Annotated in this window: 18 protein-coding genes; 5 read left to right on the forward strand and 13 right to left on the reverse strand. The window is 73.9% G+C overall.

The window, feature by feature from the left end:
- Positions 1–73: 73 nt before the first annotated feature.
- Positions 74–592, reverse strand: coding sequence for an NUDIX hydrolase (locus ACGF3I_RS21635; protein ID WP_393134384.1), 519 nt, complete (start codon positions 590–592; stop codon positions 74–76).
- A 287-nt stretch (positions 593–879) separates the two neighbouring features.
- Between ACGF3I_RS21635 and ACGF3I_RS21640 the strand changes: the two genes are divergently transcribed.
- Entirely contained in the window at positions 880–1,278 is a 399-nt protein-coding gene (locus tag ACGF3I_RS21640) for a hypothetical protein (protein WP_393134386.1), read from the forward strand.
- Positions 1,279–1,706: 428 nt separating this feature from the next.
- Entirely contained in the window at positions 1,707–2,312 is a 606-nt protein-coding gene (locus tag ACGF3I_RS21645) for a hypothetical protein (RefSeq protein WP_393134388.1), read from the forward strand.
- Here the strand turns inward: ACGF3I_RS21645 and ACGF3I_RS21650 are convergent.
- Positions 2,302–3,468: an MFS transporter gene (locus ACGF3I_RS21650; RefSeq protein WP_393134390.1), complete on the reverse strand. Its 1,167-nt coding sequence runs from the start codon at positions 3,466–3,468 to the stop codon at positions 2,302–2,304. The genes ACGF3I_RS21645 and ACGF3I_RS21650 overlap by 11 nt on opposite strands.
- Positions 3,469–3,529: 61 nt before the next feature.
- On the opposite strand from ACGF3I_RS21650, the gene ACGF3I_RS21655 reads away from it, so the two are divergent.
- Positions 3,530–4,543, forward strand: a complete 1,014-nt coding sequence (locus tag ACGF3I_RS21655) for an ArsR/SmtB family transcription factor (RefSeq protein WP_393134392.1) — start codon at positions 3,530–3,532, stop codon at positions 4,541–4,543.
- A 61-nt stretch (positions 4,544–4,604) separates the two neighbouring features.
- On the opposite strand, the gene ACGF3I_RS21660 is transcribed toward ACGF3I_RS21655, so the two are convergent.
- Entirely contained in the window at positions 4,605–5,708 is a 1,104-nt protein-coding gene (locus tag ACGF3I_RS21660) for an FAD-dependent oxidoreductase (protein ID WP_393134465.1), read from the reverse strand.
- A 131-nt stretch (positions 5,709–5,839) separates the two neighbouring features.
- On the opposite strand from ACGF3I_RS21660, the gene ACGF3I_RS21665 reads away from it, so the two are divergent.
- Entirely contained in the window at positions 5,840–6,520 is a 681-nt protein-coding gene (locus tag ACGF3I_RS21665) for a TetR/AcrR family transcriptional regulator (RefSeq protein ID WP_393134394.1), read from the forward strand.
- 160 nt (positions 6,521–6,680) lie between these two features.
- On the opposite strand, the gene ACGF3I_RS21670 is transcribed toward ACGF3I_RS21665, so the two are convergent.
- Entirely contained in the window at positions 6,681–6,953 is a 273-nt protein-coding gene (locus ACGF3I_RS21670) for an agmatine deiminase family protein (RefSeq protein WP_393134396.1), read from the reverse strand.
- The gene (locus ACGF3I_RS21675; RefSeq protein WP_393134398.1) at positions 6,950–7,618 is read right to left on the reverse strand and encodes a VC0807 family protein; all 669 of its coding nucleotides are present in this window, start codon (positions 7,616–7,618) and stop codon (positions 6,950–6,952) included. The genes ACGF3I_RS21670 and ACGF3I_RS21675 overlap by 4 nt, the downstream gene beginning before the upstream one ends.
- 126 nt (positions 7,619–7,744) lie before the next feature.
- Between ACGF3I_RS21675 and ACGF3I_RS21680 the strand changes: the two genes are divergently transcribed.
- Entirely contained in the window at positions 7,745–8,401 is a 657-nt protein-coding gene (locus tag ACGF3I_RS21680; protein ID WP_393134400.1) for a TetR/AcrR family transcriptional regulator, read from the forward strand.
- 54 nt (positions 8,402–8,455) lie between these two features.
- On the opposite strand, the gene ACGF3I_RS21685 is transcribed toward ACGF3I_RS21680, so the two are convergent.
- From ACGF3I_RS21685 to ACGF3I_RS21720, 8 genes are all read right to left on the reverse strand, one after another.
- A complete protein-coding gene (locus tag ACGF3I_RS21685) occupies positions 8,456–9,124 on the reverse strand; it encodes a DUF4097 family beta strand repeat-containing protein (RefSeq protein WP_393134402.1) in 669 nt (222 codons plus the stop codon).
- Positions 9,125–9,436: 312 nt separating this feature from the next.
- On the reverse strand, positions 9,437–9,874 hold the full coding sequence (locus tag ACGF3I_RS21690) for an ATP-binding protein (protein ID WP_393134404.1): 438 nt from the start codon (positions 9,872–9,874) through the stop codon (positions 9,437–9,439).
- A 93-nt stretch (positions 9,875–9,967) separates the two neighbouring features.
- Positions 9,968–12,157, reverse strand: coding sequence for a TOMM precursor leader peptide-binding protein (locus ACGF3I_RS21695; RefSeq protein ID WP_393134406.1), 2,190 nt, complete (start codon positions 12,155–12,157; stop codon positions 9,968–9,970).
- Positions 12,147–13,733, reverse strand: coding sequence for a hypothetical protein (locus ACGF3I_RS21700; protein WP_393134408.1), 1,587 nt, complete (start codon positions 13,731–13,733; stop codon positions 12,147–12,149). Before ACGF3I_RS21700 ends, ACGF3I_RS21695 begins: the two co-directional genes overlap by 11 nt.
- 160 nt (positions 13,734–13,893) lie before the next feature.
- A complete protein-coding gene (locus ACGF3I_RS21705) occupies positions 13,894–15,321 on the reverse strand; it encodes a hypothetical protein (RefSeq protein ID WP_393134410.1) in 1,428 nt (475 codons plus the stop codon).
- Positions 15,321–16,598 (reverse strand): thiopeptide maturation pyridine synthase, encoded by a 1,278-nt coding sequence (locus tag ACGF3I_RS21710; RefSeq protein WP_393134412.1) that lies wholly within the window; start codon positions 16,596–16,598, stop codon positions 15,321–15,323. The genes ACGF3I_RS21705 and ACGF3I_RS21710 overlap by 1 nt, the downstream gene beginning before the upstream one ends.
- Positions 16,595–17,551, reverse strand: coding sequence for a lantibiotic dehydratase C-terminal domain-containing protein (locus ACGF3I_RS21715; protein ID WP_393134414.1), 957 nt, complete (start codon positions 17,549–17,551; stop codon positions 16,595–16,597). Before ACGF3I_RS21715 ends, ACGF3I_RS21710 begins: the two co-directional genes overlap by 4 nt.
- On the reverse strand, positions 17,545–20,433 hold the full coding sequence (locus tag ACGF3I_RS21720) for a lantibiotic dehydratase (protein WP_393134416.1): 2,889 nt from the start codon (positions 20,431–20,433) through the stop codon (positions 17,545–17,547). The genes ACGF3I_RS21715 and ACGF3I_RS21720 overlap by 7 nt, the downstream gene beginning before the upstream one ends.
- Between the last annotated feature and the right edge of the window lie 64 nt (positions 20,434–20,497).

Here is a 20,497-nt window from a genome sequence, read left to right on the forward strand (position 1 = left end):
GTCCCGCGTCGGGGATCGCGCGGCGGGCACGGCCGGCCCCGTGGGGACGAGTCCTCCACGTGGTATGTCGCTCTCACCGGCCGTGCAGTGCCTGCGCGATCAGGTCGTGAACCAGCTGTTCGCCGGGCGCCCGGTTCTCCTTGAGACGCGGCAGGTCGTGCGCGCCGAACCAGTCGTACGCGGTGTGCTTGGACCACTCCAGGGCGGGGTGGCTCAAGTCGCCCTCGACCTCGACGAGGTAGTCGGCCTCGTGCCGGGTGCCGCCGCCGTCGTCTCCGTCCCAGGCGGTGACCCCGAGGAGGCGCCGGACGTGGCGCAGGCGCCAGCCGGTCTCCTCCTCGACCTCGCGCGCGAGCGCCTCAAGGAGTGACTCACCGGGCTCGACGTGACCGCCCACGATGTCCCAGCAGTCGGGGAACAGCCTCCGCCGCGGCCCGCGTCGTTGGGCGAAGACCCGGCCGGCCTCGTTGAGGACGACCGCCCCGACCACCCAGACCTCGCCGTCGGCGGGGACGGGCAGGTCGACGCCGTCGGCCACGGTCACGTCCACGGGCGTGTGGTGGGCGCGGGGGCGAAGACGGGGGTCTGGCATACGTTCACTGTAGGCCAAGGTCCGGACGCGACCCGAGCTGTCGGCCCGGCACGCGGCCTACGGACCGGAGGCCACGGGGCGTACTGGCCGGGAGCAGGGCAGCCAACGCTCCTTCCGACACTGCCCGTTGAGACTGTCGGCGCACAGCGGCGCCCGTACCTTCCCGGCGTCGCAGCACCCCGCTCCCGTTGCCCCTGGACGCTGATCCCGGGCTTCGATATGTTCGGGCGATGTTGCTTCCCGGGGGGCGTTCGACCATGTGTGACGTGCGGAAACCACGTGTTCCGATGGCAGGACGCATCGCCTGGCGGATCGGCGCCGTCCTCCTCGTGGGCGCCCTGGCCGCCGGCTGTGGGGGCGGCAGCGGAGCCACCGTGGCGGACAGCGACGCCTCGTGCACCCTGTCCGCCGTGCCGACGGTCACCGGCCGCACCACCGCCTACGAGGTGGCGCTGAGTGCCGCGACCAACGAAAAGGGCTACTTCGCCTCCAAGGCCTCGGTCACGGTCAGCGGCGGCCTCGGTGAACCGACCACGACGGACGAGGCGTTGGAGACCCCGATCCAGGTGCCCCCGTCCCCGGGCATCTACGTGGTGCAGGCGACGATCCCCCTGAAGCCGGACGCGCCGAGCAACTACCGCGGTGTGAGCTGCCAGTTGACGCTCACGGTGAACAGCGGAGGCTGATCGGGCGCGGCGCGTTCACGGCCTCCCCCGCACGGTGCGTACGGCTTCCCTCGCGCGCACCCGTACACACACCCGTACACACACCCGCACCCGCACGCTCACCTCATGCCGGCGGTGCGGCACTTCCTTCCCGATGGCCGCCCCGGGCGAACGCGAGGCCATTGGTGTGCTCGCGGAAGACCCGGGGGCCGACCTGGCCCCGGGCCCCCATGGCGTGGTGCAGGGTGCTTGCATGCAGGAGCGGGCGGCGCCGAGCGGCGGATGGCGACGGGGAAGAGCGGGCAGGCGCCCTACGTGCCGTCAACGTACCGTCGGTGCGCTCGCCGAACCCCGCCCCGGCCCTCACTCCCGCACGCTCGACCGCCGCGCCACTGGGCCGGTCGCTCTGATCGACGTCGTCGGAACCGGAACAGGAACAGGAGCACTCCATGCGTCTCTACGCCCAGACCCCAGCGCGCCGGAGCCGTCAATACGTCGCGGATCTGATCGCGCTGCTCCTGATCGCGATCACGGTGAAGTTCGCCCTGCTCGTGCGCGAGGCGATCCTGACGCTGGCCGAGCCCGGGCGGAAGGCCCAGAGCGCGGGTGACAGCCTCGCATCGGGACTCAACGACGCGGGCGACGCGGCGTCGAAAGTCCCCTTCGTGGGCGGCACGTTGAAGAAGCCGCTCCAGTCCGCCGCCGACGCGGGCACCGGTCTCTCCGATGCGGGGCGGTCGCTGCAGGACACGGTGGGCCAGGTCGCCACGCTGACCACGATCGCCCTGATCGCCCTGCCGACGGCCCTCATCCTGCTGGTGTGGCTCGTGCCGCGGATGCGATGGATCCGCCGTACCGCGACCACCCGCCGCCTGCTCGACGCCCCCGGCGGCGCCGACCTCCTCGCCCTGCGCGCCCTCACCGGCCCGCAGCGCCCGCTGGCCGCGCTCCCGACGCCCCCGGGCGGCCTGGCCGAGGCGTGGCGCCGCGGCGACCCGGACGTCATCGCCGACCTGTCAGCACTGAGCCTGCGCCGCGCGGGCCTCAGGCCCTGAGACCCGCGGCGAGGCCGGGCCTCAGCACCAGGGTCACGGCGACCGAAGCCATCGCCGCCAGCACCATCCCCGCACCCGGCGACGTCAGCTCGGCCAGCGCCCCGGCCACGGCCGCGCCCACTCCCTGCATAGCAAGCATCCCCGAACTGTGGAGACCGAGGGCCTGGCCGCTCAAGGCGTCCGGCGTCAGCGCCATCAACCGTTCCTGGAGGAGCAGCCCCGCCGCGTACCCGAAGGTGGCGACGGCGACCAGGGCCATGGCCACCGGCAGAGCCGGGCGCAGCGAGAAGAACAGGAAGGGGATCGCGAGCAGAAGACACAACGGGACAGCCATACGTTCCCGCCATCGCGGCGGCAGCAGGCGGCCCGCGACGATGTCCCCGGCCAGCATCCCCACGGCCCCGCAGGCGAAGAGGAGACCCGCGTCGCCGGGCGCGTACGGCACGTAGAGCGACTCCACTCCGACGATCAGCCCGTTGGGGATCCACAGAGCGAGGTAGACGTTCCGCCGGGGCGCGCCGGACCAGAGGTGTGCGTTGGTGCGCCACGTTGCGGCGATGGACAACGGCCCGGCACCCCGGGGCGGCCGACTGCCGAGCCCGCAGCCCGCAGCCACGGCGGCCAGCGCGTGCAGGGCGGCGGACAGGAGCAGCACACCGGGCGCCGACACGCTCGTCACGAGGACGCCGCCCAGCGCGAATCCGCAGATCTGAGTCACCCCGGCCGCCGCGTTGAGCGCGGACCGGCCCACCACATACGCGTCCCGGGCGAGGATTTCACCGAGCAGCCCGTAGCGCACCCCGCCGCCGACCGATCCGATGACACCGAGCCCGAGCAGCACCACGAACAGGGCCCACACCGGCAGTCCGGGCAGGGCCTGGACGGCCGTCCCCGCCGCGAACAGCACACCGACGCCCGCCATGGCGGCGCGCGGCGGCAGCCGGTCCGCGCCGGACAGCACGCTGAGCGCCCCGACGACCTGTGCGAACGCGGTCCCGAACATGGCCAGGGACGACAGCAGCGCCGAGCCCGTCCGCCCGTACACCAGGGTGGCGAGGGCCAATCCGCCCACTGTCTGGGCCGTGCTCTGTCCGGCCGAGGCCAGGAAGAGGGGGGTGAAGTCAGGGGTGCTGAAGAGTTCCCGGTACGAAGGCATGGCGCAGAGCCTCTCCGCCGCCCGCTGCCGGGCGTTACCTTTTCGCGGGGAGGCGAAACCGATGAGTTGGTGGCGGGTCGATGCGGACATGTGGGCCGGGAGCCGCTTCGTGATCTCTCCGCTGGCCGAGACCCTCGCCGCCCTCAAGACCCTGCAGCTCGGCCGCGCCGCACACATGGGCGAAGCCGAGTGGCTGGCGGCCTGCCGCCCCGGCTACCTGACCCTTCTCGCGGGCGACCCGGTCACGGCCGCCCTGGTGAGGGCAGCGCTGCGACCTCGCTGGAATGCCACCTTCCTGACCCCCACTCCGCTCGGTGACGCCGAGCACGGGTTCACCGACGAGCTGGCGCGGATCCGCCGTACCCCGTCCACGGCGGCCCGCGCCGATCTGGAGGAGTCGCTGAACGGTCCGCTGCCGGTGTCGCTGCGCCGCGACGACCTGCCCAGGCGGGCGGCGGATTTGCTGGAGTGGGTGTGGACCACGGCCGTCGAGCCCTCCTGGCCGCAGCGCCTTCGCATCATGGAGGCCGACATCCTGGCGCGGGCCGCCCGGCTCGGGCAGCACGGGTGGGCCGCCGTCCTCGAAGAGATGCGCCCCGCGATGCGGTGGCTCGGCGAGGATCGGCTGCGTACCACGGCCGGTGACGGTCCGCCGCTGGAGACGTCCGGAGGGCAGTTGATGTTCGTCCCGGTCACGCCGAGCCAGAGCTGGCTCTGCTGGGACGTCCCTCTCGCCGGGACGCCCCGCCCACCAGCTTCCCCTCGGTGTGCCGTCATCTACCCGTGCTCGGGGGTCTTGGTCGACCGCGGCCTGCGTGCGGCGCCCGACGCCTTGGCCGCCCTGCTCGGCCCCGCCCGCGCCCACCTTTTGATGCTGCTCGCGACTCCGAAGTCGACCACCCAGCTGGTGTCCCTCGCGGGTCTGCCCCTGGGCTCAGTGGGCCGGCACCTGCGCATCCTGCGTGAGTCCCGTCTCGCGCAGCGCCGCCGGGCCGGCCGTTCCGTCCTCTATGTCCGCACGGCGACCGGGAATGCTCTCGTCGAGGCACAGGGCGCCGAGGCTCCCGCTTTCTGACCCCCGCCGTTCGAACCACCGCCTGTGGCTTGCCAGTTGGATCCTTCGGGTCCCCGCCCCGTCACCCCGGTTGGAAGAACTTCAGCATGCGCTGCGCCGCGTCCGGTGACATCAGCAGGTTCTGCATGTCCGCGGACATGCGGGCGGCAGCCGCGGTGCGCTCGAACATCTCGCGTTCGTACGCCGCGACGGCGGCGCCGCGATCGTCCGGGTGGGCGGCCAGCGCCAGGGCGAGCAGCGCTCCGTCGAGCAGGGCCATGTTGGCCCCCTGGCCCACCGGCGGCATCAGATGGGCCGCGTCGCCGATGAGGGTGACGTGCGGGGTCGAGGGCCAGGTCAGGCCGACCGGGAGCGAGGTGATCGCACGGGGCACCACCTGGTCGTCGCAGGCGGCGATCAGCGCGGTGAACCGCGCATCCCAGCCCGCCAGTTCCTCGATGAGGCGCGCCCGCGCCGCGGCCGGGTCGTCGAACCGGATGCCCCGCTCGGCGAACCAGTTCTCGCCGGTGTTGTAGAAGCTGAGCCCGACGCGTACCCGGCCGTCACCGTTGCGCTGCGCCGCCAAGGACTTTCCGTCGCCGAGCACCCAGTAGTTGCCGCGCCCCACCATGGCCGCGAGGTCGGGATGGGTGCGGTCGATGTCGGGGATGCCGAGTTCCACGACGTTCTGGCCGAGGTGTTCCGGGCGGGCGTCGGTCAGCAGCGTACGGACCCGGGACTGCGCCCCGTCGGCGCCGACGAGCAGGTCGTAGGGCGCGCTGCCACCGTCGGCGAAGCGCAGGACGCCCCGGTCGGCGGATTCGTAGGCGCGGCCCCAGCGCACCGTGTGGGGCGGCAGGGAGTCGAGGAGCAGGTCGCGCAGATCCTTGCGGTCCACCTCGGGGCGGTCGAGGGGCGCGTCCTCGGGCGTGTCCTCCTGGAGCAGCAGCGTGCCGTCCGGTTCCAGCAGCCGCATGTCCTGGCCTTCGGCGCGCGCGATGGCGGTGAATCCGTCCATCAGTCCGGCCTCGCGCAGCGCCCGCTGCCCGGAGTGGATGTCCAGCATGCCCCCTTGCCCACGCGCGTCCCGCGACGACTCCCGCTCGTACACGACGGCTTCGATGCCGTTCACGTGCAGCACCCGGGCCAGGGCCAGCCCACCCAGACCGGCTCCGACGACGGCGATCCGGCCGCCAGGGCCGGCGCCAGTGCCCCTGCGCTTACCCGTGCCCTGCTTCGTGGTGACCACAGCTCCCCCTCCGATACACCGTACAGACCGATACAGCGTATCGAACGCGGCGCTGTATGGTCAGGGCCATGTTGGTGTGGGAGCGGCCCGAGCCGCAGGATCGACCGGCGCCGGCCCCGCTCAGCCGGGAGCGCATCGTCACGGCGGCGATCCAGTTGGCCGACGCGGACGGTCTCGACGCGGTGTCGCTGCGCAAGGTCGCCGGGGCGTTGAGCGTCGGACCGATGCGGTTGTACGGCTACATCGCCACCAAGGAGGAGCTGCTCGACCTCATGGTCGACGCGGTCCACGCCGAGATCCGGCCCACCGGCAACGGCTGGCGCGAGGTGCTGAGTTCACTCGCCGACGCCATCCGCCGGGCCGTGCACCGGCACGAGTGGCTCGCCGATCTGATCGGGGGCCGCCCCCAACTCGGGCCGAACACCCTGGCCTCCGGGGAGGCCGTCGCGTCCGGGATGGGTGACGTCGGCCTGGAGGTCGTCGTGCCCGCGATCTCGGCGGTCAACGCGTATGTGATCGGCGCCGTGCGCCGCGAGATCACCGAGCGCCGGGCCGAGCGCGACTCGGGGCTCGACAAGAGGCAGTGGCAGGTCACCTACGGGCCGTACCTGCGAAGGACGTTCGCCACCGGCCAGTTCCCCGCACTCTCCGCCTTCGTCCACGACGGCCCCCACCTCGACCCCGACGAGACCTTCCGGGCCGGCCTGGACTTCCTTCTCGACGGGATCGAAGCCCGCATCGCGCGCTGAGGCGCTGCTGCCCCGCACGGCCGATCCGCATCGGCCGACACCCGCGCCCACCTTCCGCACAGCGCATTGCGGGAGGGGGTCTCTCGGGTCAACTCCCTTGCTGTGCAGCGGTGTTGACGTCTTCGTGGGCAGCCGGGCAACCACAGCACCGCAACCTGATTCACCCGCGCACCGCCGGTATCTGCTGTGTCGCGCAGTGGATGTTGCCGCCGCCCAGGAGGAGTTCGCGGGTGGGGAGCCCGATCACGGTGCGGTCGGGGAAGATCCGGGCCAGCGTCGCGAGGGCCTCGTCGTCGTGGCGCTGGGCGGGGCGGGCGCCCTCACGCCACGCGTAGCCGTTCTGCGGCCACACCATCCAGCAGCCCTCGTGCGCCTCCCACTCGGCGGGCATGCGGAACCCGTCGGCGACCGGCGTCGTCTCCAGCGTCCTCATCGGGAACCTCCCGCCCGCTGCGGAACCGGCCACTCGCGTCGGCCCGGCGCCGGACCAGCGGCAGCGGGCGCCGCGGCCCTGCGGCGGTGCCACACCATCCACGCGACGAGCGGGACGAGCACCACGAACTCGAGCGGCGGGGTGAGCGCCGCCGCCCGCGGGACGGGCAGCACGGCCACGAGCGCGAGGCGCGCGGCGGCCTCCGCGACGAGGCCGGCACCAAGGATCAGGGTCTCGGTGCCGTGAGCGCGGCGGAGGCGGTCGTCGAGCGCGGGGCGGCCGTGGAGCCTGCGGGCCAGGTAGGCGGTGGCCGGGGTGCCGCGCAGCCCGCTGCCGAGGAAGACGAGTCCGGCAAGGCCACTGACCAGAGGGTCGCGCAGCAGCAGCGCACGGGGCTCGGCGGTCGCGGCGGCGAACGCCGCGGAGAGCCCGTACATGAGCAGCATGCCGACGGCGAGGGCGTCGGCACGGCGGTCGTACGCGCACGTGGCGATCAGCCAGGCCGCCGCGACGCCGCTCGCGGCGAGCAGCGCCGTGAGCGGTGCGAGGCCGGCCAGCACACCGCCGTAGTAGGCCGACGACGCGATGCCTAGGTCGAGGGCGAGGCGTACGAGACGGACGGAGCGGTGGGGGCGGGCGGAGCGGTGGGGGCGGGACGGTTTCACGGGTTCTCCTGACCCGGCCGACGCGCGAGGTGCGGGACGGACGGCGGTTGCCACGGGATTCTTTTTGGCTTGCTCGTGCCAAATAAACCGTAGCACCACGTAGCAGCAGCGTGCTATAAAAAGCGCATGCCGAAGATCGTGGATCCCGTCGAACGCCGCCGCGAGGTCATGGAGGCCGTCTTCCGGGTCGTGGCGAACGGCGGCCTCCAGCAGGCCACGCTGCAGAACGTGGCCGCCGAAGCCGGGCTCGCCGTCGGCTCGGTGCGCCACTACTTCGCGAGCCACCGGGACCTGCTCCTGGCCGCGGCCCGCGAAATGGCCGACCGGGTGGAGGCCAGGGTGCTGGCCCAGCGCGAGGCACTGCGCCCCGACGACGATCCGTACGCCGTGGCCGAGCAGGTGGCCGGGCAGTTCCTGCCACTCGATCCGGCTCGGCGGGACGAGACCGCGGTCTGGGTCGAGTTCACCCTGGCCGCGCGCACCGATCCCGCGCTGCGGGCGGTCGCCGCCGAACTTCACGAGGGCCTGCGCACCGTCGCCGGGCATCTCCTGCGCCGTATCGGCGTCGAGGACCCCGTCGCGGCCGAGCAGTTCGCCGCGCTCCTGGACGGCCTCGCCCTGAACGCCACCCTGCATCCCGACCGGCTGCCTCCGCGCCGGATCACGGCGGTGCTGCGCCGCCAGCTGGACCAGCTGGCGGCCCTGCCGGGCGCGGCCGAACGCGGCCCGAAACGAGGCAAGAAGGGGCGCCCCTCCCCCAACCCCCTTGCCCCGCCTGCCTGATCGGCTTCCGGGGCCGGCGTACGGATCGGCCGGCGGTGACGGCGCCGGTGGGACTCACAGGCTGCGGGCGGTAATGTCGCCGTAGGCCGTGGTGGCGTGGATCCGCAGATCCGCGGCGGCGCCCGCGGCGTTCGTGAGGGCGTTGTGCACGCGGCCGGACGAGGTGCCCGCGTCCAGGGTCGCCGAGCTTCCCTCCGCGGCGCCGACCGAGATCGTGCCGGACTCGGTGCGCAGGATGAGCGTTCCCCGCACGGCTTCGGCGACGCGGATGTCGCCCGACGCCACGGTGATCTCACTGTCCCCGCTCAGCCGGCCGACCGAGACGTCCGCCGCGTGGGCGACCAGCCGCAGTCCGTCCACGTGGTCGAGCTGGGCGGTGCCGTGGGCGCCCTCGATGGAGACGGCCCCGAGGCGCCCGTCAGTACGGAACTCGGCGGCGCCGGTCGTGGCCTCGACGCGGGAGTCCGCCGGAACGTGCAGGGTGACGTCCACGGATCCCGACGGCCCGAAGTACTGGTGATCGGACGGGGTTTCGACGCGCAGGACACCGTCCGCGTAGACCACAGTGGTCCGCTCGGCGGCTTTGACGTCCCGTCCCTTGGCGGCGTCGACCGGCTCGACCTCGACGGTGGCGTGGTCCTGCTCGGCGGCAATGACCCGCACCCGACCGGCCGGGACGGCCAGGACGGCGGTGAGCGGGGCGGTGGTGGCGAACTTCGGCATGGCTGGCTCCAGCGAGTCGTTGTCCTCCGCGGCTCGGTGCGCCGCGTGGTGAGCAAGACTCTGCGCGGCAGCGGTTTCAGCCTGGCTGCACCACGGTTTCAGCGAGCTTCAGCCCACCCCCCGAGCCGAACCCGCGCACGGTTCCTGGCGCCCCCGAGCCTCTCCGACCGAGGGCGGGCCGAGCTCGCGGTGCGGCAGAACTGTCCACGCGGGACACGCCAGCACCGCCAGGGGTGCAGGGAACCGCGCGACCAGCCACCCACGGGCCGCATCCGGCAGCGAACCCGGAGCCCCGCCGGGACCACGCCCCGCTCAGGCCCCGGCAGGCTCCGGCTCCAGGGCCGGGGCGGGCGGCTGGAAGCAGGCGGTGACGTTCTTGCCCCGGGGACAGGGGCGGACGTGCCATTCGTCGGCGAGCGCGTCGATCAGAAGCAGGCCGCGCCCACCCAGCGCACCGTCGTCCGGCTCGCGCGGCTCGGGCATGGCGAAGGAGGAGTCGTGCACGGTCACGTGCAGGCACTCCTCGTCCCAGGTCAGGATCAGCTGGGCCGAACTACGGGCGTGCACATGGGCGTTGGTGACGAGCTCGGACACCGTCAGCAGCACGGCGTCCATCACGTCCGGCGCCCGCTGTGCCCAGGTCAGCGTCTCCACGTGCTCCCGTGTCCAGTCCCTGGCGTCCTTGACGGTGCTGTTCAGCGGCAGTGAGCGTGCCCAGCCCACGGCCCTCAGCGTCGAATCCTTCGTCACGGTCCCTCCTCGTATCGCGGCGGCCTCCCCCACCGGGTGCCCCGAACCCGGCCTCCCCATCAGGGGCACCGGGAAGTCGCGACACTTCGGCGGTCAGGGGAAGGGGTGCGGATAGGGATTGACCTCGTCGGGGCGGAGCCGGCGCGGGGCCCGGTCGCCCGGCCGTGCGGCGGTGAGCACCCGGTCGAGTCCGGTGATCCGGCGCAGCTGGTGGCCGAACGTCATCGGCAGCAGACCGGGGACGACGGCCTTGACGCAGGCCAGGTCGGACGCGGCGTGGACCGGGGTCGTCTGGTCGACCACGATCGCTTCCAGGCCGGTCGCGGCGAAGCGGCGCACGAGCTCGTCCAGGTCGGCCCGCAGGTCGGTGTGGCGCGGCCAGGCATGGCGGTCGGCGAGTTCCCGCAGACTGCGGCGCTCGCCCGGCGGACGCCCCCCGGGGCCGAGCAGGAAGTCCAGACGGCGGGCTGCGACCGGGTCGCAGTACAGCAGGGCGTGGTCGTCCATCAGCCGGACCAGCTCGGAGTCCTTGCGCATGCGCGCCGCGTCCTTCTCGCGCTGCGGATAGATCAGCCCGTACGCCTCGATCGCGGTGACCAGTTCGTGCAGCGCGCCGAAGACGCCCCGCTCGGGATCGAGCCCCGAGCCGCCCGCGCAGAGCACGCTGGGGCGGGGCCGCGCACGTCCGGTGCCGGGCGGCGCGGCGGGCGGGCGGACGTCCACTGCGGCGGCCCAGAAACAGGGGACGCCTTCGGCTCCGGTCACATCGAAGACCTCGACCCGGTACCCGGTACGCTCCTCGACCCGGTCGGCGAGCAGGCCGATCCGGCGGTCGCGCGCGGAGTGGAGGTCGAGCGCGGGTGCCGGGAGGCGGGCGTACCAGGTGAGCAGGAACGCGTCACGCTCGGCGAGTTCGAGCAGGCCGTACAGGGCCGCCTCCTCCCAACAGCCGCCCAGGGCACAGCCGTTGGAGATCTCGGAGACGAACGGGCGGTCGGCGTGCGGGCGGTGGCGGCCGAGGCGGTAGTACGCCAGGCTCTCCGGGACCAGGACCGGGCGCTCCCGCGTCAGCGAGTAGCCCCAGACCCACGGCAGGGCGAGGTCCGGGTGGTACGGCTGGAAGGGGAACCCGGGCTGCTGGTAGCGGTGGGGGTCGTGGCTGCCGGTGGTGGCCGGGTCGAGGACGCCGCCGGGATGCCGCGCGGCGAGTTCACGGTAGGAGCCGTGGACCACGGTGCGCCGTCGACCCGGGCGGCCCCCGCCGAGCCGCTCCAGCGCTTCGGCGAGGGCGGTGACCCGGGCGGTGCGGAAGTCCAGCGCCCGGCCGTATCCGCCGTCGACCGACTCGGGCGGGCCGACCTTCGCCTCGGCGAACGGCAGCGTGTGCAGGCCGCGCGCCCGCAGGTCCTTGAGCACGCCGGTCTCGTCGTCCGCGTAACGGGCCTCCAGCGCTTCCCGCTCCGCGCGCAGGTCCCGTACCCGCAGGACCGCCGGGTCCGGCTTGGGCCGTGGCACACGCGGAACCGTCGCTCCGGCCGCGGAGTCGTCGGGCAGGCTGCCGCAGTCGGGGCAGTGGGGGTCGGGCAGGAAGCAGTGCCGGGTGATCGCGAGATCGGTGAGGCGGAGCATCGTGACGACGCCCGTGCCGGCGTCGGTGACGTCGGTGACGGTGACGTCGGCGGATCCGGATGACTCGGCCGACGGCAGGGGTCGGGTGGCGGGCGGTGATTCGGCGGGCCCGGACGCCTCGACCGGTGGCGGCGATGCGGCGAACCCGGCGCCCCCGGTGGCGCTGGCGTCGGTGAGCAGGGTCAGGGCGAGGCTCGCCGCGAGGTCAGCGGCCAGGGGCGTGAGCAGGGGCGAGACGGCGCCGGTGAGACGGCTGCCGTAGGTGGCGCGCAGGGCTGCCGTCTCGGCCGCGTCGGCGCGCGCGCCGGACCGGCGCGCGGCGAGGCAGCTGTGGCAGCCGGGCTCGCCGGGGCGCACCAGCGGCCCGATGACCACGCGGTCGAGCTCGCCCACGACGGGCAGGAAGGCGTGCCCCTGTTCCGCCGTGTCCAGCAAGGTTTTTGACGTAGCGTCAGCACTGTCGCCCGCGACGAGGTGCGGTACGGCGACGGCGTCCGGCGCGCCCACCGGGGTCGGCCGCACCCCAGCAGCGCCGGCCACGCCGCGCCTGGTTCCGGGCCACGACATCGAGGCCGCACGGCGGACGAGGGCCTGGCCCAGGAGGCCGCCGTCATGGTGCACCGGGACGGACGCGGTCAGAGGGTCATCGGGCATCGCGGTGCACCGCTCTCAGCAGGTGGGGCAGTATCTCGGTGGCAGCGGGGTCGTGGTCGAGCGGCACGATCAACGGATCGGGCGCCGGGCCACGCAGGTCGCGCCGGCCACGAGTGGGGTTGCGTACGTCGCGGAGTGCCGCCGCCACCGCCTCGTCGAAGGTGGCGCCGCAGCCGAGGCCCCGTGCAGCGCCCCGGCCCTGGGCCGCGACGACGACGGCCGGCACCAAGTGCGCGGTCCCCCGCTCGGGGGACCATGCCCAGAGCGAGGGTCCACCGGCTGCCGGGACGAACCGACGCGGGTCGAGCGCGAGCAGCGCGTAGAGGGTGAGCGCGCGCTGGGCCGTACGCAGCCTGGCCGTCGCGAAGTCCCTGCCAGTCGCGTGGACTTGACGGTCGGCGAAGGCTGCGTACGGGTCGCGGACCAGGGCCCGCGATGCGTGCCGGGGGAACTGCGGCAGGTCCTGCTCGTCCAACTCGGCGAGCAGTCCGGTGCGTTGGTCGATGGCCCCGGCGGCCCGCCGGGAGAACTCCTCGGCACTGACGGGCGGTCTCGCACGCAGCGCATCGACCTTGGCGAGAAAGGCCGCCTCCGACTCCGGCACCGCGGGACGCGCTGCCGGGTGGGGCAGGTAGAGGTGACGGGTGGTGGTCAGGGCCCCACTGTCGAGGCGGGTCAGCGACTCCGGGGTAACGGGCGACGTGGCGGGCAGGCCGGAGGGCAAGGAGGCGGGTGGGCCGGCGGCCGGGTTCGGGGGCGGGCTGAGGTAGGCCTGCTGGAAGCGGTGCGCCAGCAGCACGGCTGCCAACTCGCCTGCCGCTGGGGCGCTTTGACGCGTCGCCTTCACCCCTCCTCCCGCGCCGTGCACGCGGAGCCACGCGCCGAGCCAGCCCCCGGTCGCGCGCTCCCGGCCCGGCGGGAGTTCCGGGCCGAGCCACCAGGAGTCGGCGTCCCGGACGGCGGCGGCGAACCACAGGCCGTGGGTGCGACAGGCCTCGTCGAGTTGGGCGACGGCACGCTGATCGTCGCCGTCGGCGAGAAGGAGCAGTGCGTCATGGTCTCCCGAGGCCACGGCAGCACGGGCGGCCCCGGGGTCGGCGACGTCGGTGAGGGCCGACAGGCCGGTGAGGCGAAGCGCGTCGGCGAGCGGGGCCGTACTGTGCGGCAGGCCGAGGACGAGCACCCGCAGCCGGGCGTACGCGGCGGCTCGCCGCTCCGGCCCCGGGTCCGCACGATCACTCAACAGCCCGTGCTGGTCGATCAGTTGAAGGATGCGCAGCACCATGACGCGGCGCTCGCCGTCGAGGCCCTCCACCAGCTGCTCCACGGTACGGGTGCCGTCCAGGAACGGGGTGAGCCGGTCGAGCCAGCCCGCGACACCCGGCGCGGCGATCAGGTCGGTGCCCCGGCTGGAGCGCACATGGACGGTGCCGCTGCCGCTGGGGGTGAGGAAGACGTCGGGGCGCAGGAGGGGTGCGGAGTCGGGCGTGATCAAGGTGTCCTCGGCCGGGGTGTGTGCGGCTTGGGCGGGGGCGTACTCGGGCGGGGCCTGCTTGGCGTGGGGCGGGGCGTACATGGGCGGGGTCCGCTTGGCGTCGGGCGGGGCCTGCTTGCATCGGGCGGGGCGTACTCGGGCGGGCCCGCTTCGCATCGGACGGGGCCTGCTTGCGTGGGGCGGGGCCTGCTTGCGTCGGGCGGGGCAGGCGGGCGAGGTCTGCAGGGGCCGGATCTGCCGGTCAGAGCGGAACCCCCTCCCCCACCGGCCCGAACACCGGGCAGAACGGCGTGCCGCTGCCGCGTTCCTGGCCGAGCAGGACGGCGAGCAGCGTGGTGCGGTCGGGATGCGCCCGCAGAGCGGCATCGGCGGCGTCGGTGTCGACGTCGCAGCGGAGCCCGGCGCCGAGCCCCGCGCGGGCGGCGGCCAACCCGATGCGCTGGCCGATGATGCCGGCCCGCAGGTTGAGCCGCTGGTACCAGCGGTCGCCGTGGCCGGGATAGCCCGCCTCGTAGTCGCCCGTCACCAGCACGGCGCAGGCGGCCTCGAACCCGGCGAGTTCACCGGGGCCGCCGGGTGGGAACAGGTGCCGGGGCGTGACACCCTCCGCGACCGGTACGAGCAGACCGGAGTGCGGGTCGCGCCGATGGCATCCCGCGTCCAGGCCGGTGACGCGGTGCGCGACCACGTACAACGCGCAGTCGGTGGGGGCGTCGTGGTCCAGGGCGACCGGGCGTGCGGCCTCCGCCAGGACCGCGTGCAGCGCGGCCAGGGAGACGGGACCGGTCTCGAACCCGTTGCGCGCCGAGCGCCGACGCAGCAAGGGGCCGACGGGGGTGACCGCAGCGCCCGTGGCAGGGGAAGCGGTGAGCACCGAATGCACCTGCTCCGTCGCCGAGTTGAGGCCGAGTACGCGACCCAGTTCTGCCTCTGCGAAGCACGCGTGGGCCGTCGGCACGGCCCCCGTCGACTCCAGCAGGCTGAGTGCCTGACCGGTCAGCACGCCCGTGTCGAGTGCTTGCAGCCGGTGGCCGAACGGGCCGTACCGGGCGAGGTTCGCGTCGATCCGCGTGGTGATCACCACGACCGCGTCCGGCAGTTGGGCGGGTGACCGCTCCAGCGCCCGGGTGAGCCGGCCACGCACATCGGCCCGGGAAAGCAGTTCGAGGGCGTCGGCAACGGGGAGGTGGTGGCCGAGGCCCGAGGCGGTGGCGACGTACACCTCGCCCGGGTAGGCGCCTCCACCGGACGGCACCGGCCGTCCCGCCCGGACGCCGTCGCCGGTCCAGTCGATCCGTGTGACGCCGTTGAGCAGGTGCAGGAAAGGGCCCAGTTGCTCCAGGGAAGCGTCCGCCGGGGCGTGGTCGTCGTCCGAGGGCGTCGGCGGACCCGGCGTGGAGGACAGGGCGAGGACGGGGGCGCCGGGGTGGCGCTTGGGCGCCGCGCTGCCCGCGGCCGGGTCGATGGCGGGAAGCGTCCGTCCGTACCGCGCGTGGAAGCGGCGCGCGGCGACTCCGCCTGTTTCGGCGGGCGGAGGGAAGGTGTCGGCTGCGTCGGGGGGCGGTGCGGGGCTCGCGGGGGCGGTGGCGCTGATCGAGCAGGCTGCCGCCGTCGCCGAGGCGTCCGCGCTCATCGCCGCGTCCTCCGTCGCCGAAGCATCCGCGCTCATCACTGGCTCCCGGCGGGAGCCACTCCGCCATGCCCCGGCATACCGGGGTCGTCGGCGGCGGGCTCATCCTGGGGCCTTTTGGCGCCGCCCGTGTCGGTGGCGGTGGCCAGGACCAGTTCTAGGGCGCTCACTCCGTACACCTCCTCCACCGCGTTCGCCGCGAGGTGGCAGAGCAGGTAGCGGGTCAGGCCGGGCAGTCCGAGGCGGGAGAGGTGGAGGTAGGTGTAGTTGAGCATCAGGCGGTAGCGCAGGAAGCGTGGATCGCGGTACATCATGCGCTTGTAGGTGGCGCTGCCGCTGATGGCGCGGTGCAGGGGACTGGTCGCGACCAGATCGCCGATGCCGTTGTCGTCGTCGGTCGGAATCTCCGCCTCGGGAATCTCGCCCGCCTCGTACAGGGCCGCCCAGCGTGCCCCCAGTGGGTCGATCGCGGCCACCCAGCGGTGCAACGCGCCGGCCCCGTGCGACCCGCCTCCCGGAGAGTCGTCCACCTCGCTTCCCGCGGGGCCGGGCGCGTCGAAGGCGTCGACCACGGCGCGGACCTGTGCGGTGAGGACCGCGCGGTTGGCGGCGTAGCGCTGCTCGAAGGCGTCCCGCACCTGGGGACCGACCGTGCTCAAGTAGCCGTCGGCGTGCGAGCGGAAGGAGACGAAGCCCCGGCGGATCGAGGGGTCCTGCGGGTGCCGGCACAGGGTGTGCGCGGTGGCCAGCATCAGACGCAGGGCCAGCGTTTCGCGCGGGAGCCCGGCGGCGACGGCCTCCAGATGCTCGTACAGCGCGTCGTTGGTCCGCTGGTAGAAGAGCGCCAGCTCGTCGGCGCCGACCGGGCAGCCGAGTACCTCGACTCGACGGTCGTGCTCCTCCCAGGTGATCGAATGGTCGCGGTAGAAGGGCGTCAGGGGTCCTGTTTCGCGTTCGGCTGCCGCCAGGCGGCGGTGCAGCGGAAGCAGGACGGCCTCGTCGGGAGGGGCCGCGGTGGAGGGCCGCGCCGTGAGGTGACCGCCGATGAGTTCGGTGACGGCGGGCTCCACCAGTTCGGCGAAGACGGTCGGCGTGGCGTGCACGACCAGGCGCAGGTGTGGGCCGCGACGCCAGTGCCGCAGCACATAGGCCGTTTCGACATGACCGGTGATGCGCTCGATCACGGGGCGTACGGCGTGGCGGATCAGCTGGTCGGTGCCGTCAGCGCGGTTGCCCTCGGCGCGGTCGCCGTCGCCGAAGTACGCGATGTGGGCCGCGCGCCACTCTGGTTCCTCCGCCTGCGGATTGGCTGTCACAGGACTCCTCCTTGGCGGTCATGCGCGGGGTGGGCTGCTCGGTGCGGGCGACCGTCGACCGGCGATGCGCTCGCGGCGCCGTCCGTCAACTCCCTTACGGCCAGCACCGCCAGGGCGCGCAGGGATGCTTCCTGACCGAGCCGCACGCCGAGGCGGTTGCACGCCAGATGGGTCAGATGACCCGCCAGCCATGCGGGGTCGGGCGCCAGCCGCTGGGCGTCCCGCAGGGCCGCGAGCCATCGGCTCACCGGGTCGGCGCCCGAAACATCGGGCACGCGGGACGCGCGGGCGACGGCCAGCAGGGCGCTGCGGTTCTTGCGGTACTCGGCCGGGATCTCCGGCGCCGGAGGGACTGCCGCCATCCGCGGCGGTGCGGCAGGGCCCGTGTCCATACTGCCGGTGATCAGGGCGAAACAGTGGGCCGTGCGCCGGGCGGGAGCCCAGCCGGCCAGAACGCCGGAGAGCGCCAGCTCGCTGCACGTGGCGAACGCGGCCTCGACCGCCCGCAGCGCCACGCCGTGGCCGTACTTGTCGTGCTCGGGTCGGTAGGCGTGGAAGGCGAGCGTGTCGTTGGGCGCCAGGGTTCCGGGCGGGCTCTCCGGCTCGTACAGGGCCAACTTCCGTGCCAGGGCGTCGTATTCGTGCCTGCTCATGGCCGAGGACGGGGGCCGCCGGCGGAACAGTGCCGTGGCGTGCGCGTTCAGCACCGCACGGACCGTGGGCTCGGCCGCCGGGTCGGGGAGGCGTACCCGCAGCCGCAGGTGCGGGCCGCCCTGCCAGTGCCGGAGGAAGAACAGGCGGTCGGCGAGACCGCGCCGCCGCAGTTCCTCGGCGGCCGGGGGGATCAGCTCGCTGACGATCAGGTCGAGCGGATGCCCGGTGAAGACGTGCGCGCTGACCCAGCGGTCCCCGGGGGCCGGTCCGGGTCCGTGCCCGGGCGGGCGGTTCAGCATGGCATCGCATCCCTGTCGGACGGTGCGAACGGAACGGAAGGGGTGGGCAGTTCGACCAGGAACTCGGTGGTGCGGCGGTGGCCGTCCTGGTGTGCCGGCGCGTCCTGGAGGTCGGGCAGCGCCTCGGTGAGCAGGAGGGGGCGTCCTGTGGCAGCGGCACGGGCGAAGACGCGCAGGAGGTGGGGGTGTGCGAAGTCGACGAACACCGGCTTGCGGTCCTTGTCCCGCAGGGCGGGCCCCTCGAAGCCCCCGGCCGGGCGCGGGGTCAGGACGCGCAGGAAGCAGCGCGTCGGCAGCCCGAGCGCCGCGCGCCAGCCGTGTACGCGGACCATGTGCGCGGCCTCCGCCTCTCCCGCGCCCCGTACGGGCGCGCCGCCCGCGTCGATGAACCAGGACGCACGGCGCAGCACCACGGCCCCGAGGGCCAGACGCGGCAGCTTGGTCCAGGTGGCACCGGCCGGCCCGCCCACCGCGCGACCCGAGTGGCCGGCGCCGGGCCCGGAGGGTATCTCGGTCCGTTCGGACGGGAGCATCCGCCACAGCTGTGGCCAGTCCGACCAGAAGGCGTACGAGGTCTGGCCGAAGGCCTCCACCAGCAGCCGCGCGGGCAGCGGGAGCAGCGGCGTAGCCAGCAGGCCGAGGTGCAGGGGCCGTACGACACGGCCGGTCGGGCGGTGGACCAGCCGCAGGCGCCGGTTGCCCGGATCGTGTACGACATCGAGGTCGGCCGGGCGCAGCAGCTGCTCCGGGGGCCGGTGCGAGGCGGCACCGCCCAGGTCGATGGCGTAACGGGTGGCGGGCACACGCTGGTTGAGGGCGCTGCCGTACGCGGCGTCGAACTCGGCGTGGATGACGTCATGTTCGGAGCCACTGCCGCGCACCTCAGCCTCCAACAAGCGACTTTCGGGAACGCCGGCGAGCACCTCACTCCGGCAGGGGGCCGTGCCGGCCGCTGCGTCGAGGAGGCGGGCGATCCGGGTGCGGCCGGTGCCGTGGCCACAGGTGGCCGTGTTCAGCACCAGACCGGTGCGGCCGATGGCCGTCGGGTCGGGCCATGTCTGCACGTAGCAGGCGTGACGGTCGCCGGAGGTGTCCGGGTCAGGCCAGGTGGCGCAGAGTTCGCGTACGGCCCGAGGGGCCAGCCGGACGGTGCCGTCCGATGCGGGTGGAGTGGTGGCGATCAAGTGGTGCAGCGCATCCTGCCGTCGCGCGTCGCGCTCGGTACGGGTGTGCGGGCCGCCGGTGGCCCACCAGCCGCCGAAGTCCCGGAGGAACTGGGTGAATGGCCGCCCGAACCCTTCGCCGTAGGCCGTCACGGCATGCCGCCGCAGGGCTTCGCGCGGCGGCGTGAGGGTGTCGAACGGGGCGAGCAGCGCGGGCACCAGCGCGAGGTCGGCGAGTGCGGGACGCCAGGCATCGGCATCGAGGGTGGCGGCGGTGCCGCGGGCGAGGGTGTGGTGGAAGTAGACGGGGCCTTGCCCCAACACGCCATTCGGAACGGCTAGTTGAAGTCTTTGTGCGGCGGCCGCGGTGTGGTGGTGCAGGGCGGCGGTGATGGCACGATGCTCCCCGGGCTTGGCGGTGCGGGCCGCTTCCACCTGGTCACGGATGGCGCGGAGGTCACCGAGGAGACGGGTGAGACGGTCTTCGCGGGAGGGCGCGGGACGGCTTGCCCGCACGCCCCCTGCCGTATGCGAGGACTTCGCGCACGCGTCAGGCTCCTCACGGCCGCCCCCGAGAACCTCGGCTCCCTGCGGCTTGGCACCCCCGGGCTCCGGGCGGCCCCCTGCAACCGCGTGCGCCGCACCCGACTCACCACCCGCCACAACCGACACACGCCGGTCCAGCCACTCATGGAGCGCGGCGGCGTCGAGGTGCTGGTCCGGCACGTCCAGGTCCACCTCCAGCAGGCCGAGCCGGATCAGTCGGGTCACCACGGCGTCGGCCGCGCTTCCCCGCTCCGCCCCACCCAGCCGTGCGCGCAGTCGCCGGGGGCTGGGGGCGTCCTCGACTGCGGCGAGCAGCGCGGACAGCGCCGGGGTGGCGGGCAGGGACCGTACCTCGCCCGACGGGCCCGGCACGGTGAACAGCCACCGCTCCCCCTCCGGCAATGGCACCGGCACGGCCGACGGGTTCACCCGCAGGCGGGCCGACCCGTCCAGTTCGGGCACATGGGCGAGCGCGGCGGCGATGTGGGAGAGGGCCGCCAACCCGGCTTCGGCCGTCTCGGCCGTGGCGGGACTCTCCAGCCGCACACTGGCGCCGACACCCGTCGCCCAGTGGCCGAGACCGCTGGAGGCGAAGGTCGTCAGCGGGCTGGGCTTGGCCACCGCGCGACTCGCGTACTTGGCCAGGCGTACGGCCGCCTTGTCCTGCGGCCGGCGCACGGGTCCGTCGCGCTCCACCCAACGCAGTACGTCCTCGTACAGGTCCGGGCTCGCGTAGTCGAGGCCGCGGGCGAACGCCGGATCACGGACGAGTTCGCCGAGCGCGGCTGCCGCCGCCCGGGTCTCGTCCGGCAGGACGCGTTCCAGCTCGGCGAACGCCTCGGCCCGCGTACGCCGGAGGGCGACGTGCCCGCGCAGTCGTGCGACGAGCGCAGCGCCGAGCGTGTCCTCGGGCGGCGCCGCGTCCAGCAGGGCGGCGAGCGGTCCGTCGATCCTGGCACCCCGGTGAACGGCCCGGCGCAGACCGACGAGCACGGCCTTGTACGGGCGCGCTGACGCGGTGCCGATCACGGCGTGCAGGGCCTCGCCGAGATGAGCGGCCTCCGCGGACAGCCGCCCGTCCAACTCCACGACATGGGCTGCCAGTTCGGTACTGAGCGGGATACGGGAAGGGTCGAGCGCCAGGGTGTGCAGGCCGGCGGTGCGTACCCCCACGCAGGGAGAGACCGAAGCGGGCTCGGGGGTGGCGGCCTCCCGCGTCGGGGGCGTGGTCCGGCTC

It is taken from the genome of Streptomyces sp. NPDC048111, assembly GCF_043202815.1.
Lineage (GTDB): Bacteria > Actinomycetota > Actinomycetes > Streptomycetales > Streptomycetaceae > Streptomyces.

What these genes read in the sequence shown, in the direction of transcription:
- ACGF3I_RS21670 (WP_393134396.1), bottom strand. Translation starts at nt 6,953, where the DNA reads ATGAGGACGCTGGAGACGACGCCGGTCGCCGACGGGTTCCGCATGCCC.
- ACGF3I_RS21715 (WP_393134414.1), bottom strand. Translation starts at nt 17,551, where the DNA reads ATGCTGAACCGCCCGCCCGGGCACGGACCCGGACCGGCCCCCGGGGAC.
- ACGF3I_RS21635 (WP_393134384.1), bottom strand. Translation starts at nt 592, where the DNA reads ATGCCAGACCCCCGTCTTCGCCCCCGCGCCCACCACACGCCCGTGGAC.
- ACGF3I_RS21685 (WP_393134402.1), bottom strand. Translation starts at nt 9,124, where the DNA reads ATGCCGAAGTTCGCCACCACCGCCCCGCTCACCGCCGTCCTGGCCGTC.
- ACGF3I_RS21650 (WP_393134390.1), bottom strand. Translation starts at nt 3,468, where the DNA reads ATGCCTTCGTACCGGGAACTCTTCAGCACCCCTGACTTCACCCCCCTC.
- ACGF3I_RS21680 (WP_393134400.1), top strand. Translation starts at nt 7,745, where the DNA reads ATGCCGAAGATCGTGGATCCCGTCGAACGCCGCCGCGAGGTCATGGAG.
- ACGF3I_RS21700 (WP_393134408.1), bottom strand. Translation starts at nt 13,733, where the DNA reads ATGTACGCCCCGCCCCACGCCAAGCAGGCCCCGCCCGAGTACGCCCCC.
- ACGF3I_RS21665 (WP_393134394.1), top strand. Translation starts at nt 5,840, where the DNA reads ATGTTGGTGTGGGAGCGGCCCGAGCCGCAGGATCGACCGGCGCCGGCC.
- ACGF3I_RS21655 (WP_393134392.1), top strand. Translation starts at nt 3,530, where the DNA reads ATGAGTTGGTGGCGGGTCGATGCGGACATGTGGGCCGGGAGCCGCTTC.
- ACGF3I_RS21645 (WP_393134388.1), top strand. Translation starts at nt 1,707, where the DNA reads ATGCGTCTCTACGCCCAGACCCCAGCGCGCCGGAGCCGTCAATACGTC.
- ACGF3I_RS21695 (WP_393134406.1), bottom strand. Translation starts at nt 12,157, where the DNA reads ATGCCCGATGACCCTCTGACCGCGTCCGTCCCGGTGCACCATGACGGC.
- ACGF3I_RS21705 (WP_393134410.1), bottom strand. Translation starts at nt 15,321, where the DNA reads ATGAGCGCGGATGCTTCGGCGACGGAGGACGCGGCGATGAGCGCGGAC.
- ACGF3I_RS21640 (WP_393134386.1), top strand. Translation starts at nt 880, where the DNA reads ATGGCAGGACGCATCGCCTGGCGGATCGGCGCCGTCCTCCTCGTGGGC.